Origin of the sequence: Thermococcus litoralis DSM 5473 (genome assembly GCF_000246985.2) — an archaeon.
GTDB lineage: Archaea > Methanobacteriota_B > Thermococci > Thermococcales > Thermococcaceae > Thermococcus_A > Thermococcus_A litoralis.
This window is the reverse complement of record NC_022084.1, coordinates 1,775,197-1,789,796: the sequence shown is the minus strand read 5'-3', so window position 1 is coordinate 1,789,796 and position 14,600 is coordinate 1,775,197. Positions and strand designations below refer to the sequence as shown.

Genomic DNA, 14,600 nt, shown 5'->3' with positions numbered 1-14,600 from the left:
CACTAATAAGCAAACTTTATTTCATTTTTAAATTCGTCGCTGGTTATCAGCACAAGGCAAATTGCCGCCAGAAAAGTTAAACTAGCAGATGCGGGCTCAAAGCTTACTAATACCCACAGTATGCCAAAGATAAGGTCCAGAAGTGTTATATATGTCCCTATTTGGACAACAATCTCCCTGCTTAGCAAAATCCCCAATAGGATAAGGAAGTGAATCAGGGCGATTATAAAAAACCCAAGCGCAGTTGATCTCTCACTTGAACTCAAAACCCCCATTCCAGCAAAATATATCCCCATTAAGAAAAAGAAGAGAGAAACAACGGGTTTAAGCCTCATCTCCGAGTTCCTCCACAGGCAGCTTCATTCTCGACACTGCTATTAAAGTCAATATTCCCAGTATTGGCATAAAAGCAAGCTCTGCGAGTGCTAATGCTTCACTATGCCTTGCCAGGGCTTCCGTTATAGAGGGAGCAATTGCATTTGCTGAGTTAGAAATTAGTCCCAAAGCAAAGGATGCCCGAGGATAAATGCTCTTTGGATAAGTCGCTGGAGCAGAAGTCCAGAATGCCGGCCCTGTACCTTGAAGAGCACCAATAAGCCATACTGAGGCTAATGCTAATGAGTAATTCCCTTGAAGCATTGCCCTAGAGTAAACGCCTAATCCAATAAACGCCACAGCGTAGGAAAGCATCATAACCTGAACGATGGCCTTAAAGAGGCCTCTTGGACTTGGATTTTTCTTGGAAAGCTGGAAACCAACGAATCCCATAAGTATTGACCAAAGGGCTTTTGATATGTTTAGGTTTGTGCTTAGAGCAGCAACTTGGTCTTTGCTCCAACCGGCTTCGTATCCCAGGGAGGATGAGAAACCAACAATTGTGAAGATAACCCATAGTGCTGGGAAGAAAGTGAATCCGAGCACCCATGTAAATTTCATCTTCCAGATGTTTACCTCGTCTCTACCTTCTTTTTTGTGAATTATCTCAAAGTCCTCCGTAAAGAGCCACCATATCAAAAGAACGGCATACATTATAGCAACCGTTATCAAGAAAGCCGTCTTCCATCCAAAGGCACTTACCAGATATTTGGCGCTCATTGAACCAAAAACGCCTCCCCAAAATATACCTGAAAGGATAATACCTTTAGCAAACGGCCTTTCTGCGACAAAGTAATTGGCTATCTGGGTGCTGAACAGAGGCACCAAGCTCACAACAAAACCCTGAATAAACCTGAGAAGGACAACTAGATACCAGTTCCCAATATAGGGGATCAAAGCTTGGGGTATCGCTGCAAAGCTGAGAGCTATGGCAACACTTCTTTTGAAACTCCCTTCGTAGAGCCTTGTGTGTCCAAGCAAGAACGCTATAAAAAGACCAAACACATATGCCACGTGCTGGAGATCATAAGCCTCGGCACTTATCCCAAAGTGGGAAATTATATCTGGCTTTGCAACACTCATCATGCTTAAAGTTCCAAATCCTGCAGTCATGACCAGCGTGTCCAATATAACGGATTTCCAGCGTTTCATATTTACCACCTCACAGCTTTCCAAGCAGCATCAGTACTCCAAATACAATGAACAAAATGCCGGCCCCCTTGTGAATAACTTCAAGGGGCAATGCATCGCCTATTTTGTCCCCTAAAACTGCCCCAATCAAATTGACCAATGCTAAGCCAAAAATTGCCCCTAAAAATGCTTTTACCCATCCATACTTAGAAGCAAAGGCAATTGTGGCTAACTGAGTCTTGTCTCCCAATTCTGCAAGGAATATTGCAACAAAGACATAAAGGATCTCCTTCACGTTACCACCTCAAAAAGAATATTAAAGAACTAAAGCTCCTCAAGAGCTTTTTTCATTCTTTCCATAGCCTCTAAGAGCTTTTCCTTACTTGTTGCATAGCTTATTCTAATGTAGCCTTCGCCATTAGGTCCAAAAGCCGTTCCTGGAATAACAACTACCTTTGCCCTTTCCAACAACCATTCTGCAAACTCCTCGCTTTTCATTCCCGTGTCCTTTATGTTGGCAAAAATATAAAATGCTCCTTTTGGCTCAAAAGCCGTTATATAGGGCATTTCTTTTAAATGCTCCAAAACGAATTTCCTTCTTTCCGCGTACTCTCTGCGCATCTCTTCCACAGCTTTCCAGCTTGCCTCTTCCCTAAGGGCCGCAACTCCCGCAACCTGGACAAAAGAGGCAACGTTTCCAATGATGTAAGCGTGGAGTTTTATCATGTCCCTTATTATCTCTTCAGGAGCTATTGCAAATCCTAAGCGCCATCCGGTCATTGCGAAAGTCTTGGAGAATGAGTTAGCGAGAATTGTATTATCCGGGGCATACCTTATCATTGGTATATGCTTTGCCCCATCGTATAGAAAGTGCTCATATGGTTCATCGCTAAGAATGTAAATGTTGTAGTCTTGAGCAATGTCCGCTATAGCCCTTGCAACTTCTTCATCCAAAACTGCACCAGTGGGATTATTCGGGTAGTTAATCACAATCATTCTCGTTCTCTTGGTAATAAGTTCAAGAAGCTCATCTGGATCAGGCTGAAAGCCGTTCTCTTCTTTCAGGGGCAGCCTAACCGGCTTCGCCTCTGCAACCTTTGCATCTTCAACATAGCACACAAAAGCCGGATCGGGGATTATCACTTCATCACCATCTTCCAGCAGGGTTTCGAAGGCAAGGTAAGTGGCTTCATAAGCTCCAGCTGTTACGATTACCCTTTCTGCTGGAACATCCAAGCCGTAGTGATTCTTATAGTAATCCGAAACTGCCTCTCTAAGCTCTGGAATACCTGCATTTGGTGTATAGTGAGTCCACCCCTCATCTAGAGCTCTCTTTGCTGCTTCCTTTATATTTTGAGGGGTTTCGAAATCTGGTTCGCCTATTCCGAGGGAAATGACGTTCTGCATCTTTGATGCCCTTTCAAAAAGCTCCCTAATCTTTGATCTCTGGATAAGATTTATACGACCCGCAACGAAATATTTATGCTTTTTATAACGCATGATTCATCCCCCCAAGAGCATTTATGAGTGATGCCGAATTCTTATAAATTTATCGAGAGAAAAGTTTCAAAACTAGGCACAAATCATAAAAATTCTTCGAAATTTTGCCAAAAAATAAGTGAACACGCCGGTATTAGAGAACATCGACTAAAGCAGCCTTTTCAAAGAGTTTTTTTACTTCCTCTTTTTCACAGTCGTTGAATGGTATCTCTTCCGCAGGTATCTTTGAAAGTATCTCCTGGAGATCCTTTTCTGCATTCTCTCCAAATGCCACCATGAAGTTTTCGCCCTTTTTTGCACCCACTGCTTTAATGGCATCTTTGATCTGAAGTGTCCCACTTGCCCTAAGAAGTATCTCCCCTTTGATTGTTTTCGCTTTGTTTGTTTTTCTTTCAAACGATTTTAGGGCCAATATAGTAGAAAAAGCTACTTGTTCCCAACATTTTATGTTTAGTATTTGGACATTATCTGGAAGAATTTCAAAAATATCTGCAGTATCCTCGAGCAAAATCTTTGCAATTGCGATCTTAATTGTGCCGTGGTTTAATACCTTCATTCTATCTCCCCAAGCTTATTGCTTCGTTGTTTATTAAATTTTTTGCTTATACAGAAATGCGTATTTGATAAAAATATTTTAATTATCTTCCAATTTTCTTAAAAATTTTTGAAATTAATAATATGTTAATATTAAAGCAGAGGCAAAAAGTATTTAACTAATTAAAACTAGATATACGTTAGATGCACTCATGTAATGGTGGGCAGAATGGCAAAGATGAGAATCATTAGTGTCCAGCTGCCACAGGGACTCATAAATGCTCTTGATGTCTTAGTCAAAAGAGGGGTGTATCCCAACAGGAGTGAAGCAATTCGGGAAGCTATCAGGGAACTCATAAAGAAGGAATTGTACACAACAGAGGCAAGAGAAAAAGAACTTCCAGAATACGTGGCTGAATAAGAATATTGGGGGAATTAAGATGGTGTTTAAACTGCTAGAACAAGCTGGTATTGATTTGAATATGGATAACAACGGTAACAAAACACAAGAGGCTCTCAGTGATCTGGAAACTTCTAAATCTTTCATTAAGATAGCAATTATAGGCGTTGGAGGTTCTGGAAATAATACAATAACAAGACTGTATGAACTGGGGGTTGAAGGAGCAGAATTAATAGCCATGAACACCGATGCACAGCATCTTTCAAGAACAAAGGCCCATAGAAGAATCCTCCTCGGAAAGAACATTACCCATGGAAAGGGCTCGGGTGGAAACCCAAGAATTGGATATTTGGCTGCAGAGGCTAGTAGAGATGAGATAGCAGAGGCAGTTAGAGATGTTGATCTCGTGTTCATAACCGCTGGTATGGGTAATGGAACAGGAACAGGAGCGGCACCTGTTGTTGCTAGAGTTATAAAAGAGGAGGCAAGAAACTCCGGAAGAATCCAAGAGCCGCTTGTTGTGAGTGTTGTGACATACCCCTTCAAAAACGAGGGGACGAGGAGACTCGAAAAAGCAAAAGCAGGTATACAGGCTCTTCTGAGGTATTCAGACACTGTTGTGATAATAGAAAACGACAAACTTCTTGAATTGGTGCCAAAGCTTCCGATTTCAGCCGCATTTAGATTTGCCGATGAAATAATAGCGAGAATGGTTAAGGGTATAACAGAAACAATAATGCTCCCCTCCATGGTAAACATAGACTTTGCGGATGTGTACAGCGTCATGAAAAACGGTGGTGCTGCGTTAATTGGAATAGGCGAGAGCGACTCAAACAAGAGAGCCGTCGATGCCGTAAATAACGCCTTGAGCAACAAAATGCTTGAAGTGGAGTTTGGAAGTGGGGAAGCCGCATTAGTGCACTTTACAGTTGGTCCAGACGTCAGCCTTGGAGAAATAAACGATGCCATGCAGATTGTATATGAAAAGCTCGGAGCAAAGTCAGAAATAAAATGGGGAGCGAGAATTGACAAAGAGCTTGGAAAGGTTGTTAGGGCAATGGTAATAATGACGGGAGTAAGATCCCCTCACATCCTCAGCAGCGATGTTAATGCATTAACAACAGAGGACAACGTGATAATCTCAAATCCAATAACCAGGAAGATAAACAAGGACTCAGAGCTTGAAAACCTATTTGACGAAGTTTCAGGAAAGAAAAAGGCCAACGTAGTTGTTAACCCCGAAATTGAGAGGATTGTAAAGGGAGCCGTAGATTACGACTTAAGTTGAATCCCTTACCATTTATAATCATCAAAGGGGTAAAATCAGAAGTTGCTAAAATCACTCGCAAAATATTTCTACTATTTTTTGAATTATTTTGCTTGTCTTAGCGACATCCGTCTTGTATGCATAGGGTATTCTAATAACTTCCGCCTCGATGCCATGCTTTCTGAGTTCTTCTTTTAGGGCACACAGGTCAAAGTTCTGATCTGGACCCAAGGCAATAACATCTGGATTAAGCTTTTTAACAAGTTCGAAGCTTATGTGCTCCGGTTCCCCAATTACAACTCCATCCACCATCTTGAGCGCCCTTAAAAGCTCAGCCCTCTCGTACATAGAGTTTATCGGTGGTCTGCCTTTTCTTTCTTTTACCGTTTCATCGTGAGCTACTATTACTATAAGCTCATCTCCCAGCTCTTTCGCCTTTTTCAGAAAGTGGATATGTCCCACATGGAGAATATCGAAAACACCTCCAACAACAACTCTTATCTTTTTCTTTTCACTCATACCGCAGTCAACTCCCAAATTTTATCTTTTGCGTGGTGTATTACTTTCACAGCCTTTCCCTTCTTTTTTTCTTTCATAGTTTTTCCGTCCATCAATGCGATCCCAATTGCCAACGGCCTACCGTATTCCTCCTCCACTACAAACACAAAATCACTCTCTTTTATCCCCTCATCCGCATCAACTATACCCGGAGCCATCACATCGGCGCCATTCAATATGTATGGAACAGCACCCTGATCGACAACAACTCTACGCTTCCATTTCCTTAAATCTTCCTTGTCGGAAATCTCGTACAGAGTTATTACCAGCGGAAATATAAGCTTCTCCCGTCGTATAAAGCGAGGCTTTCCGTTAACAAACAAAATCTGGGTAGTCTTATCAAACTCACCCACCAGAACTTGATCATTTTTTGATATTAACTTCTCAGCCACTTCTTCTCCGAAGATTCTGGCCATCTCTTCCATTATCTTCTTGACTTCTTTTTTGCTCAATGGATGCTTTATTTTCATCTCAGAACACCTCACTCAACAAGCTTTTTGATTTCTTCTGGCAATAATTCCCCTTTCAAGCTCAATGCGACATGAATTAAACTTTTCAAAGCATCTGCTTTGTTTTCAGCCCACGTAACAATCACAAGATCGCCATTCTCAACAGGGAGCTTTTTAAGATCCTCGGAGAGTTCAGGGAGGGTTTCCCTTAGAGGCCTTCCATCTTCTGGGAACACTATCTCACCGTTCTGTACTGTTAAAATCATGGCGCCCTTAGCGAAAAAACGAATTGCCTCGTCTCTAAGTTCTATACTCTTAAACTCCGGAGGGTTTCTCACGACGAGTGCATATGTCACAAAACCTTCGAGGGGAGTTACCTCCAAGGGCTCTGAGAAGAGCTTTGAAATTTCCTGGATGATTTCAACCCCCTTCTCACTTAGCGAATGTCCCTTTTGCTGAGATTCAACAAGCCCAATTGAGGAAAGCTTCTTTAAAAGCGTTCTAACAGTCCCTTCTCCAAGATTCAACTCTTCAGAAATCTGTTTTCGCCCTTTAGGTGTTTTTAATAAGAAAAGCACAGCAATAGCATCCTCAATTTTAAACTCCGGATATGCACCTCGCTTCCAATCCATCTTTTCACCTCTGTTTTCGATTTAATGGCAAAATATAAAAACTTTAGGCTAGTCAACAAAAGCATGTCCGCTCCAAAGCTCCCTAATTTCCCTTGTAGCATCCGGGTAAACTCTCTTAAACGTAATCCTCCAGTAACCTTGGGGCATTTCTTCTATGTCCTCTATGTGAATCTTTAAGCCCAAACGTTCAAAGTGGGATACCATCTTATAGGCCGTTTCTATGTGCTTTACTCTCACAGTAAAAACTTCTGCTATTTCTTCTCCAGCGCTAACGTCCCATATGCTTTCCACAAAGGGTTCCAGAAGGGCCCTCCCCAAAGCCCTTGCATATTTTTCGAATTCTTCATCTTGCACTCTCTTTTCGGCCAAATAAAAAGCAAGTCGCTTTATTCTCTGCATAAAGTATCCATGTGGAAGGTCAAAGAAAATCCTTGCTCCAATTTTAATATCATTGACATTAGCGTAGGGGGTGACGTACTTTACGATTTTCTTCATATCAGGGCTTTTCATGACTATTCCTTCTCTTTTTTCCCTGCTTAACCGCTCTATGAGTTCCTTAAGCCCATCAATTTTTGATATGTCATATACTCCAAAAACCTCAACACTTGGAATTCCGTATTCTTCCGCTATTTTAAGTCTCTCTTCCACAGTAAGAGACTTCCCGGTTTTCTTTTCTTGGATGTCAAAAAGAAAGAATTCTATGTCTTCTTTAACATAGGGTGGCCCTTCAACAAGATACGGGCTTTCTGGCCCTGCCATTTCTCCACAGAGAACCAAATTCGGATAATCTTTAAAAAACTCCATATTAACAAAATCTTCAATTCTCTCAGTAGTGAATGGACATACGAAACCACCCCTAGTAAAGGCAAAAACCCTTCCCTCAATTTGAGCAACCCTTATATTGTACCCATCGACCTTTTCTTCCACGTAGAAGGGCTTTCTCTTGAATACCCTCTTTATTCCATTTTCCAGATGAACTACCCTCTTTATGTGGGGAAAGCCAAGTATGATGTTGTGAGAATCAAAAACGACAGTCCCCCTTCTTAAGCTTCCGGCAGAATCCTTAAACCTAAGGTACCTTATTCCCTCGAACTCATCCTCCACTATGCCCCCTTTGCTTTCCAGTATCTCAATACGCTCCCTACTGATACCAAGCTCAAGAAGAAGACTTTTGAAATGGGAACTCACCATCCTCAGCACCATTATTATTTTCCGGTTTGAGGTTTATAGGTTTTTGGACGTTACTTCCAAGACCTTCCAAATGTTCAATCTCTACAAAAGCTTAGAAGAAAAGAAAAATAAACCAAAAGCACATTAGCCGTTAAAAACTGCTATCTCATTTCCCTCTGAATCAAGAACGTGAAGAACCACATTTCCGTTGAGTTCTTTCTCAAGATCAGAGAGCATTTTCTTGTATTCATTCTCTACAGAACTTACTTCTTCCCTACTTGTGAAGCCGCTCATTGCCCTTACATGATATGTATCTCCGCTTTTTTCAAGGATGATGTCCCAAGGTCCTTCTCCCACAAGAGAAAGCGCGTAGTTTAAGACTGTGTTTGCTTTGTCCTCGCCTACTTCAGAGTACCACACGTATATCCTGTTGGATGTGACGTAGTGATACTTGCTCTCCGTGGAAAAGAGAACGTTTTTCTCCTCATCAAGGAGTTGAAGCGTCACATGGGATCCTTCAAAGACCTCTTGTGACATCTCCGAGGCTATCATGGGGAGATAAAATTTGAGCAAATCTTCTATCTCTTCAGGGGAGGTATAAGTAGTCACCAACCCTACAGTATAACCGTTATCCCTTTTCACATAGGCGCTCATCTCATCGGGATTTAGAGTGTCCTTTATGAAATTTATAAGTGCCTTTGCTTCTGAGGCACTAACATCACCTGAATAGTGCACGGTTATCCCGTTCAAGGTAAGCGTTTTTTCTGCCTCAACATTCACCTCCGGACTTTCACAACCGCTCGCAAGCATTACTAGCACGAGCAGCAGAGCCGAGAGAGTGTGAACTTTCTTCATTTTCTCACCTCATTCTTTTACCAATAGATATATACCAACTGTAGCAGTGTAACTCTCGCCGGGATTCGGCGGTGCATAATCAATTCTTACTACAAATGGCTTTGCTGAGCCGTAGATTAGTTTAGTGCTATCCTCATAAGTTGAAATGATTTCCTTAGTGTCAGGATCTAGTATCTTGATGGCCTTGACGATGCCCGTTCCCCCTGCCTCGATCTTATACGTGCCAGGCTCAAGGGTGTGTGAAAGGTAAAAAACCTCTCCACTCACAGTATCGCTCTTCACTTCCACGGGAACCTTCTCGTAGAAGGTCTCGTAGTAGTACTGCATGCCGAATGCTCCAATTATCCCAAGCACGAGCAGAATGAAAAACCCTACAATAAGTTTCTTAAAAAGCCCCATTTTCACCACCTACTCCAAAACTCTACGTTTTTACCAACCACTTTATTATACGCCAGCCAGTCCACATGAGAAGGGCTAAAATTCCCAAAAGAAGAAAAAGCCCTATCAGTGGGCCAAAAACATGAAATCCCATAAGTATTTTCGTTTCAGCCCCCTCCAATGTTTGCGTACCTTATCGTTATCCTATGGGAGCAATCTCCAGTTTTCTCGTGGGAGACGAGCTCGAATGCGGTTAGGCTTCCATCGGAGTTGAGGTTCACATAGACGTGGCCCGCTTTTATCTCGCCGCTCACTTCCTCCGTTGGATAGCCAGAGGTTGGCACCTCGCTTGGGTCTAAGGTATCGAGACTCCCCTCGCCGAGGTCTATGTAGTGCCCAAGCAATGCAGGATAATCAACACACCACGGTTCGAGCATAATGTCGATGTTCTCCCACGTCAAAGATTGGTCGGAGCTCCTTAGCTCACCCGTGGAGAACTTTACCCCCACGGCCCCCTCGGTATCGAGGATCACGGTTTTAATTTCTCCCGTTTTTACATTGGAGCTCACGGAAGTTGTGGTGGTTATGAAAGACTCGTAGCAGGCTCTAGCCTTCTGGTATTTAGCGTAAGCTTCCTGAATTTCTTCGTTGCTAGCCCCCGAAGATTGAAGGGAGGTGACGTTGTTGTAGGCCTGGACGAAAAGCCTGTAAGCTTCCTCCTTGCTTGGAGCACATGTGGATTCACTACTCTCCCCGATATTTCCAACGCTTATGTGGACTATGCCGGGAAGCTCTTCTGCTGTGATTTCCCCTGAATGAAGCTTCAAGAGGTCGTCGCTTGAGGTGGAAATCGTTAAGCTCCCGTTGTCAGCGAGATAGGTTATAGAGATTTCCTTAACCCATGGAACATCTTCAAGAACTAAAAAGGCCATTGCGAAGTAATCCTTCCAGAAGCCCTTCTCGTCGGCAAGGTACTCAAGGATAACGCTGGCGGTATCATTGGTAACCGTGACGTTGTGGACGAGAACATCGAAGAGCCATAGATCCGACTCCACTTTGAATTCCGGCCTCCTTATGTCCTCGAATTCGAGATTATCAAAGTTGCCGTTGCTCACGGTGAGCCCCAAAATGGGTTCGCCGAGGTAATAAGCTTCCACCCTGACTTCTTTCGCTGGGTTGGCTTCGTAGGCCTTCTTTGCCACCTCGTAGGCCATACCCATAAGGGCCTCGTCCACGGCAGGAGCCTCGAACTGGACGAGCGTTCTCTCACTTGAGAGGGAGACGTAAGCGTCCGAAGCGCCCATATCTATCACTGTTTGTCTAAGACCCTTGGCAACTTCTCCAGTACTGAAGCTTCCCGAATTCGAACCTCCATCAGGGGGGTAGGGGTTGTTGTCGGGGCCTAAGTTATCTGGAATCTTTATGTAGTCGCTTATGTAGAGGTAACCCCCTATCAGGATGATCAATAGAAAAATGACTTTTCCCTTCATATCTTACCCTCCTCACGGAGCTTTTTGAGGTAGAACTTCAGCCTCTCCCTCTGACTCTGGTACTTCCCCTTGGACTGGGCATTCATCGTCTGAACCTGGCGGGAAAAGCTCGTCTCCTCCTCAACGTCCCTTATCGTTAAGTCAACAATATCTTCATATTTCATGCCGGCTTTTTTGTAGTACATTGCCGTCTTTGCTGTTTTTTCGAACTCCCATTTGTAGTTATTTGCTAGGTGTCGCTTGAACCCCTTCTCAAGCGCGCCAAAGGTGAACTCGAAGGGCTTGGTCAGCGGAGTCGATGGGACGAGGTTTTTGTAGGGCGACGATGCGAGCTGTCTATCTTCAATTCCGCTCATCTCATTGTAGCTTTCAGCCCCTTCCTTGCTCACGTGCAGATCCTGCATGGTCTTTTTAGTTGCCTCCTCCCCCTGGAAGAGCTGAGTATCCTTGTAGGCCTTGACGTAGTCCTTGCAAAGGCCAATCGGAGAGGGCATGAACTTTTTCACCAGATTGTCAAGGGCACCTGAGGCAGAATCAATGACCTTGTCAAGCGCCTTGCCGGTGTAATATTTGAGCTTAAACCAGAGGGAAGAGCCCTTTTTTGCTTCAACTTTCTCGTCTTTCTGGAGAACCTTGACGTTCTTTCCGTAAGGAGTTTTTACTTCAACAGTTTCAAGGCCCTCAGTACTCCCTATCCCCTTGAGCTTGTCGAGGGTTATCTCCATCCGGACATTTGCCTCTTTGCTGAGCATCCCTTCCACTCTTATCCCTCTGAAGGGATTATTGAACTTCGATGGGTCTCCAGCTTCCTGTTTCCCCTCTATTGGAGCTCTGCTTGATGGTGGTGTGCTTGTAGTGGAAGAAACGCTAGGGGTGGTAGAGCTAGTGGATGGGACTGCAGAGCTCGTAGAGATAGGTTTCTTCCGAAGGTAGACGGTTATAGTTTTTTCGACTTCATTCCCGGTAGAATCTCGGGCGTAAGCTTTTATTTTTCCTTCTCCCTCTGCAATCTCATCCGGTTGGAGGGTTACAACCTTAGACCCTGTTCCTCCGCTTGAACCGAGCTTGGGCTCAAGTTCCCCACCCACCATTATGGTTTTAGGTGTTCCGCTCTCATAGTGTGCCCCCGCATATGTCAAATCGTCATCCTTGACTGCTACTTTAATGGTAAACGTCAAAGGCTTTCCGGGTTCGAAATATAAAGTCTCACCGTCTTTTGGTGAAAGGATCTGAACTTGGGGGGGAGATCCACTATTTTTTTCAGAGCTTATTATGGAAGGGACCTTAGAAGAGACTATTGAGAGCACGTCTTTTCCTAGGGAGGGTACTGGATTCGTATTATTGAAATAACCTTCCACCCATACGTTAACCCTTGTAGCCTTCACGGCTTTTGCACCATAGTATTTCGAAGAGTGTGGAAAATCCATTCCAGTAGGATTTTCCGTTTTTGTACACTCCAATAATTTGTAGTCGTCACTCATATAGCACTGATATCCATCACTAATAAAAGAATCATAATCCCCCTTTGAGATGGATACCTCCGCATTCTCATCCGCATCCGTAATTATAGTCATTTCAATTTTTATGGAAATCCTCTGGTGCTCTGGAGAATTGAAACGAGCTGAATAAGACCAAGAATGCACTTCAGTCGGTACGCCAGCCGATGAAGAATCCATGAAATGACCATTAAATTGTATTTCAATAAGGTTTAGTCCTGCTAGTTCCTCTGGAGTAAGGATACCTTCTTCCAAGTTCATTCCTAGCGAAGAAGGTGCTTGAAGAAGCATCAGCCCTATAAGAATAATAAACCAGACTTTCTTCTTCATCTTATCACCACATCACCTTTACCGTAGCTCAGCTTTTCTCGCAGAAAAGAAAAGCGAGATAGACATAGACCAGCTTTACTTTTTCATATTTCACTTTTAATCTTAATAAAGTTTTGGTCAAAAATTGTAAAGGTTGACCAAAAATTCTTCGATTGATAGTGAATTATATCAAATCCGATAGCACAAAATGTCCAATTATCCAATGTTACTGGCAATAGAAAACCAAATAAACTAAAAAGCAAAAACCAGTTCAATCCTTCAAAAACGCCTCAACTAAGTTTCTTGTTTCCTTGAGAGCCTCTAACGGGATTCCTTTTGGTAAGCCGCCAATATCACCCTTTACATCCTTTAAAACTCCTTCTCCAGCTCCTAAGAACATTCCTTCGCTCGTTATTCCTCTGAAGTTTGCGGGGGGTAAAAGTGCCACAGCAACTCTGTGACCTTCCTTCACGGTTAAATCATTTGTAACCACAGTAACCGCCCTATCCCCTATGTTGACATTGCATACGAGAAGTTTATCTGCATTTGGATGCTTACCAGCGCTCATGACTTCCCCGACCTTTATGTCTACGGCAATGACGGGATCGTTTATCTTACCAAGTGCCAGCCTCTTATCAAGGTTAAGAATTGTGTTTAGGAAAAAGCGAACCCTTGCGATACTCTCTTCAACTTTCTCCCTCTCACTTCTATCAGCCAGCTCGAGAAACTTGATGTACCAGTCTTCACCACCTAAGGCTTCAATTATTCCCAAGGCTTTTTCCTTTAGTTCTTTCATCTGGGGAGTATCAATTAACTCCTGCGGCTCTAGATATGAGTAGCGCAACGCCTGGAGCTCGGGAATCATTTCTTTCGCCAATTTTACTGCCCTCTTTTTGTCCCACTTTCCCTTGAATTTAGCCCCTTCAATGGTTTTCAAAAACAGCTCAACTGCCTTTTCAGCAACCAGCAACCGATAATCCTTACTCGTGTCCCACATTTTCCTCACCCTCGATCGCTTTTAAAACATCTCTCTTAATATTTTCGTCGGAAATCGCCTCTGCAACCGTGATTGCCTTGAGCTTTTCACCTCTCTTTGCATAAGTTAAAGCAATTTTTTCAAAAACTCTGGATGCTATCTTATCGTCAGAGATAATTGCTCCCACCGTCAAAGCTTCCTCAATCCGGCCTATTTTTAAGAACTTTAATGCAATTTCCTCAAGCTTTTCGTCGTTTGGCTTTATTTTTCTTTCTGCAGCCATCCTAAATGCATCTTCAACAATACTCTTTGCAAGGCCCTTTTTGTCATGGAGGAAGAGCCAGTAAGCTATTTCCAAGAGCGCCAAGACCTTTTCTTCATCTGGTAGATATTTGATAACAAACACCGCGTTGTCTACATCTCTCCTCTCGAGGAACTCAGAAACAAGTCTACTGCCCTTTTCAAGCGCCATTTCTATTAAAGATGCCTTTTTTTTCAGCTCCTGTGCACTTAAGTGCCTCTTTATGTCTTCATAAATCTCTGCGGCAAGTTCGTAGAATTCCTTAGCTTCAGGGGAATGTATCTTCTCAGCGCTTTCCAGGATCTGCTGGGCTAATCGGTACAGAAATGACAGGACTTTTGAATAGGGCTCAGGAGATTTTTGAGCAGTTTCGTATGCTATATTGTAATAATAAAAGGCATCATCATACTTTCCTGCAAGTGCCATATAATATGCAAGATAGCCGTAACCCTTGGCCTTCCAAAGAGAGTAGTCAATTGCCTTAATAGCTTGATGGGCCTTTTTAAAGAAGTACTCGCCCTTTTTGTCCCCAGTGACAGTAAGAGTGTACCCAATTAGTGCCAATGCCCTAGCTTTTTCTAAAAGTCCCTCAAATGAGTCAACGATCTCAAGCATTCTCCCCAGCACAGCTTCCCTGTACTCACTTTCCTCCACGTATTGATATATGTATGAAAGGGCTTCAAGCCTTGAAAAGGGATCCTCAATCCGAAGGGCAAGTTCCAGTGCACTTGAAAAATTTCCTCTCTGGAGAAGGTCGGAAATATCTTCCATCATAAATA

General features: G+C 43.1%; 17 protein-coding genes. 2 read left to right on the top strand and 15 right to left on the bottom strand.

The window, feature by feature from the left end; all coding sequences use genetic code 11:
- Window positions 1-2: 2 nt before the first annotated feature.
- The 5 genes from OCC_RS09765 to cgi121 form a co-directional block, all read right to left on the bottom strand.
- Window positions 3-335: a hypothetical protein gene (locus OCC_RS09765; RefSeq protein ID WP_004066521.1), complete on the bottom strand. Its 333-nt coding sequence runs from the start codon at window positions 333-335 to the stop codon at window positions 3-5.
- Window positions 325-1,527 carry an MFS transporter gene (locus OCC_RS09760; protein WP_004066525.1) on the bottom strand — a complete coding sequence of 401 codons (1,203 nt, stop codon included), beginning with the start codon at window positions 1,525-1,527 and terminating at the stop codon, window positions 325-327. The genes OCC_RS09765 and OCC_RS09760 overlap by 11 nt, the downstream gene beginning before the upstream one ends.
- Window positions 1,528-1,537: 10 nt before the next feature.
- Window positions 1,538-1,801 carry a TMEM165/GDT1 family protein gene (locus tag OCC_RS09755; RefSeq protein ID WP_004066527.1) on the bottom strand — a complete coding sequence of 88 codons (264 nt, stop codon included), beginning with the start codon at window positions 1,799-1,801 and terminating at the stop codon, window positions 1,538-1,540.
- Between the two features lie 29 nt (window positions 1,802-1,830).
- On the bottom strand, window positions 1,831-3,006 hold the full coding sequence (locus tag OCC_RS09750) for an aminotransferase class I/II-fold pyridoxal phosphate-dependent enzyme (protein ID WP_004066529.1): 1,176 nt from the start codon (window positions 3,004-3,006) through the stop codon (window positions 1,831-1,833).
- 133 nt (window positions 3,007-3,139) lie between these two features.
- Window positions 3,140-3,562 (bottom strand): KEOPS complex subunit Cgi121, encoded by a 423-nt coding sequence (gene cgi121 / locus OCC_RS09745; protein ID WP_004066531.1) that lies wholly within the window; start codon window positions 3,560-3,562, stop codon window positions 3,140-3,142.
- Between the two features lie 207 nt (window positions 3,563-3,769).
- On the opposite strand from cgi121, the gene OCC_RS09740 reads away from it, so the two are divergent.
- Window positions 3,770-3,961 (top strand): ribbon-helix-helix domain-containing protein, encoded by a 192-nt coding sequence (locus tag OCC_RS09740; protein ID WP_004066533.1) that lies wholly within the window; start codon window positions 3,770-3,772, stop codon window positions 3,959-3,961.
- 19 nt (window positions 3,962-3,980) lie between these two features.
- A complete protein-coding gene (ftsZ, locus tag OCC_RS09735; protein ID WP_004066535.1) occupies window positions 3,981-5,228 on the top strand; it encodes a cell division protein FtsZ in 1,248 nt (415 codons plus the stop codon).
- Window positions 5,229-5,279: 51 nt separating this feature from the next.
- Here ftsZ and OCC_RS09730 read toward each other — a convergent pair whose 3' ends face one another.
- The 10 genes from OCC_RS09730 to OCC_RS09685 all read right to left on the bottom strand — a co-directional run bounded on the left by OCC_RS09730 (window position 5,280) and on the right by OCC_RS09685 (window position 14,595).
- Window positions 5,280-5,726 (bottom strand): adenylyltransferase/cytidyltransferase family protein, encoded by a 447-nt coding sequence (locus OCC_RS09730; RefSeq protein WP_004066537.1) that lies wholly within the window; start codon window positions 5,724-5,726, stop codon window positions 5,280-5,282.
- On the bottom strand, window positions 5,723-6,235 hold the full coding sequence (locus tag OCC_RS09725) for an RNA-binding protein (protein ID WP_004066539.1): 513 nt from the start codon (window positions 6,233-6,235) through the stop codon (window positions 5,723-5,725). Before OCC_RS09725 ends, OCC_RS09730 begins: the two co-directional genes overlap by 4 nt.
- An 11-nt stretch (window positions 6,236-6,246) precedes the next feature.
- On the bottom strand, window positions 6,247-6,846 hold the full coding sequence (locus OCC_RS09720; RefSeq protein ID WP_004066540.1) for a DUF4443 domain-containing protein: 600 nt from the start codon (window positions 6,844-6,846) through the stop codon (window positions 6,247-6,249).
- 48 nt (window positions 6,847-6,894) lie between these two features.
- Window positions 6,895-8,037 (bottom strand): RNA ligase, encoded by a 1,143-nt coding sequence (locus OCC_RS09715; RefSeq protein WP_004066541.1) that lies wholly within the window; start codon window positions 8,035-8,037, stop codon window positions 6,895-6,897.
- 123 nt (window positions 8,038-8,160) lie between these two features.
- Window positions 8,161-8,871, bottom strand: coding sequence for a hypothetical protein (locus tag OCC_RS09710; RefSeq protein WP_004066542.1), 711 nt, complete (start codon window positions 8,869-8,871; stop codon window positions 8,161-8,163).
- Window positions 8,872-8,880: 9 nt separating this feature from the next.
- Entirely contained in the window at window positions 8,881-9,270 is a 390-nt protein-coding gene (locus tag OCC_RS09705; RefSeq protein ID WP_004066543.1) for a hypothetical protein, read from the bottom strand.
- A 146-nt stretch (window positions 9,271-9,416) separates the two neighbouring features.
- Complete coding sequence (locus OCC_RS12670; protein WP_004066544.1) at window positions 9,417-10,739, bottom strand: hypothetical protein; 1,323 nt, start codon at window positions 10,737-10,739, stop codon at window positions 9,417-9,419.
- Window positions 10,736-12,565: a hypothetical protein gene (locus OCC_RS09695; protein ID WP_020953793.1), complete on the bottom strand. Its 1,830-nt coding sequence runs from the start codon at window positions 12,563-12,565 to the stop codon at window positions 10,736-10,738. The genes OCC_RS12670 and OCC_RS09695 overlap by 4 nt, the downstream gene beginning before the upstream one ends.
- 250 nt (window positions 12,566-12,815) lie before the next feature.
- A complete protein-coding gene (locus tag OCC_RS09690; protein WP_004066545.1) occupies window positions 12,816-13,541 on the bottom strand; it encodes a tRNA-binding protein in 726 nt (241 codons plus the stop codon).
- Entirely contained in the window at window positions 13,525-14,595 is a 1,071-nt protein-coding gene (locus tag OCC_RS09685) for a hypothetical protein (RefSeq protein WP_004066546.1), read from the bottom strand. The genes OCC_RS09690 and OCC_RS09685 overlap by 17 nt, the downstream gene beginning before the upstream one ends.
- Between the last annotated feature and the right edge of the window lie 5 nt (window positions 14,596-14,600).

Coding starts and splice junctions, on each gene's coding strand:
- OCC_RS09760 (WP_004066525.1), bottom strand. CDS start 1,527: ATGAAACGCTGGAAATCCGTTATATTGGACACGCTGGTCATGACTGCA.
- OCC_RS09730 (WP_004066537.1), bottom strand. CDS start 5,726: ATGAGTGAAAAGAAAAAGATAAGAGTTGTTGTTGGAGGTGTTTTCGAT.
- OCC_RS09715 (WP_004066541.1), bottom strand. CDS start 8,037: ATGGTGAGTTCCCATTTCAAAAGTCTTCTTCTTGAGCTTGGTATCAGT.
- OCC_RS09720 (WP_004066540.1), bottom strand. CDS start 6,846: ATGGATTGGAAGCGAGGTGCATATCCGGAGTTTAAAATTGAGGATGCT.
- OCC_RS09765 (WP_004066521.1), bottom strand. CDS start 335: ATGAGGCTTAAACCCGTTGTTTCTCTCTTCTTTTTCTTAATGGGGATA.
- cgi121 (WP_004066531.1), bottom strand. CDS start 3,562: ATGAAGGTATTAAACCACGGCACAATTAAGATCGCAATTGCAAAGATT.
- OCC_RS09740 (WP_004066533.1), top strand. CDS start 3,770: ATGGCAAAGATGAGAATCATTAGTGTCCAGCTGCCACAGGGACTCATA.
- OCC_RS09685 (WP_004066546.1), bottom strand. CDS start 14,595: ATGATGGAAGATATTTCCGACCTTCTCCAGAGAGGAAATTTTTCAAGT.
- OCC_RS09750 (WP_004066529.1), bottom strand. CDS start 3,006: ATGCGTTATAAAAAGCATAAATATTTCGTTGCGGGTCGTATAAATCTT.
- OCC_RS09710 (WP_004066542.1), bottom strand. CDS start 8,871: ATGAAGAAAGTTCACACTCTCTCGGCTCTGCTGCTCGTGCTAGTAATG.
- OCC_RS09705 (WP_004066543.1), bottom strand. CDS start 9,270: ATGGGGCTTTTTAAGAAACTTATTGTAGGGTTTTTCATTCTGCTCGTG.
- OCC_RS09690 (WP_004066545.1), bottom strand. CDS start 13,541: ATGTGGGACACGAGTAAGGATTATCGGTTGCTGGTTGCTGAAAAGGCA.
- OCC_RS09695 (WP_020953793.1), bottom strand. CDS start 12,565: ATGAAGAAGAAAGTCTGGTTTATTATTCTTATAGGGCTGATGCTTCTT.
- ftsZ (WP_004066535.1), top strand. CDS start 3,981: ATGGTGTTTAAACTGCTAGAACAAGCTGGTATTGATTTGAATATGGAT.
- OCC_RS09725 (WP_004066539.1), bottom strand. CDS start 6,235: ATGAAAATAAAGCATCCATTGAGCAAAAAAGAAGTCAAGAAGATAATG.
- OCC_RS12670 (WP_004066544.1), bottom strand. CDS start 10,739: ATGAAGGGAAAAGTCATTTTTCTATTGATCATCCTGATAGGGGGTTAC.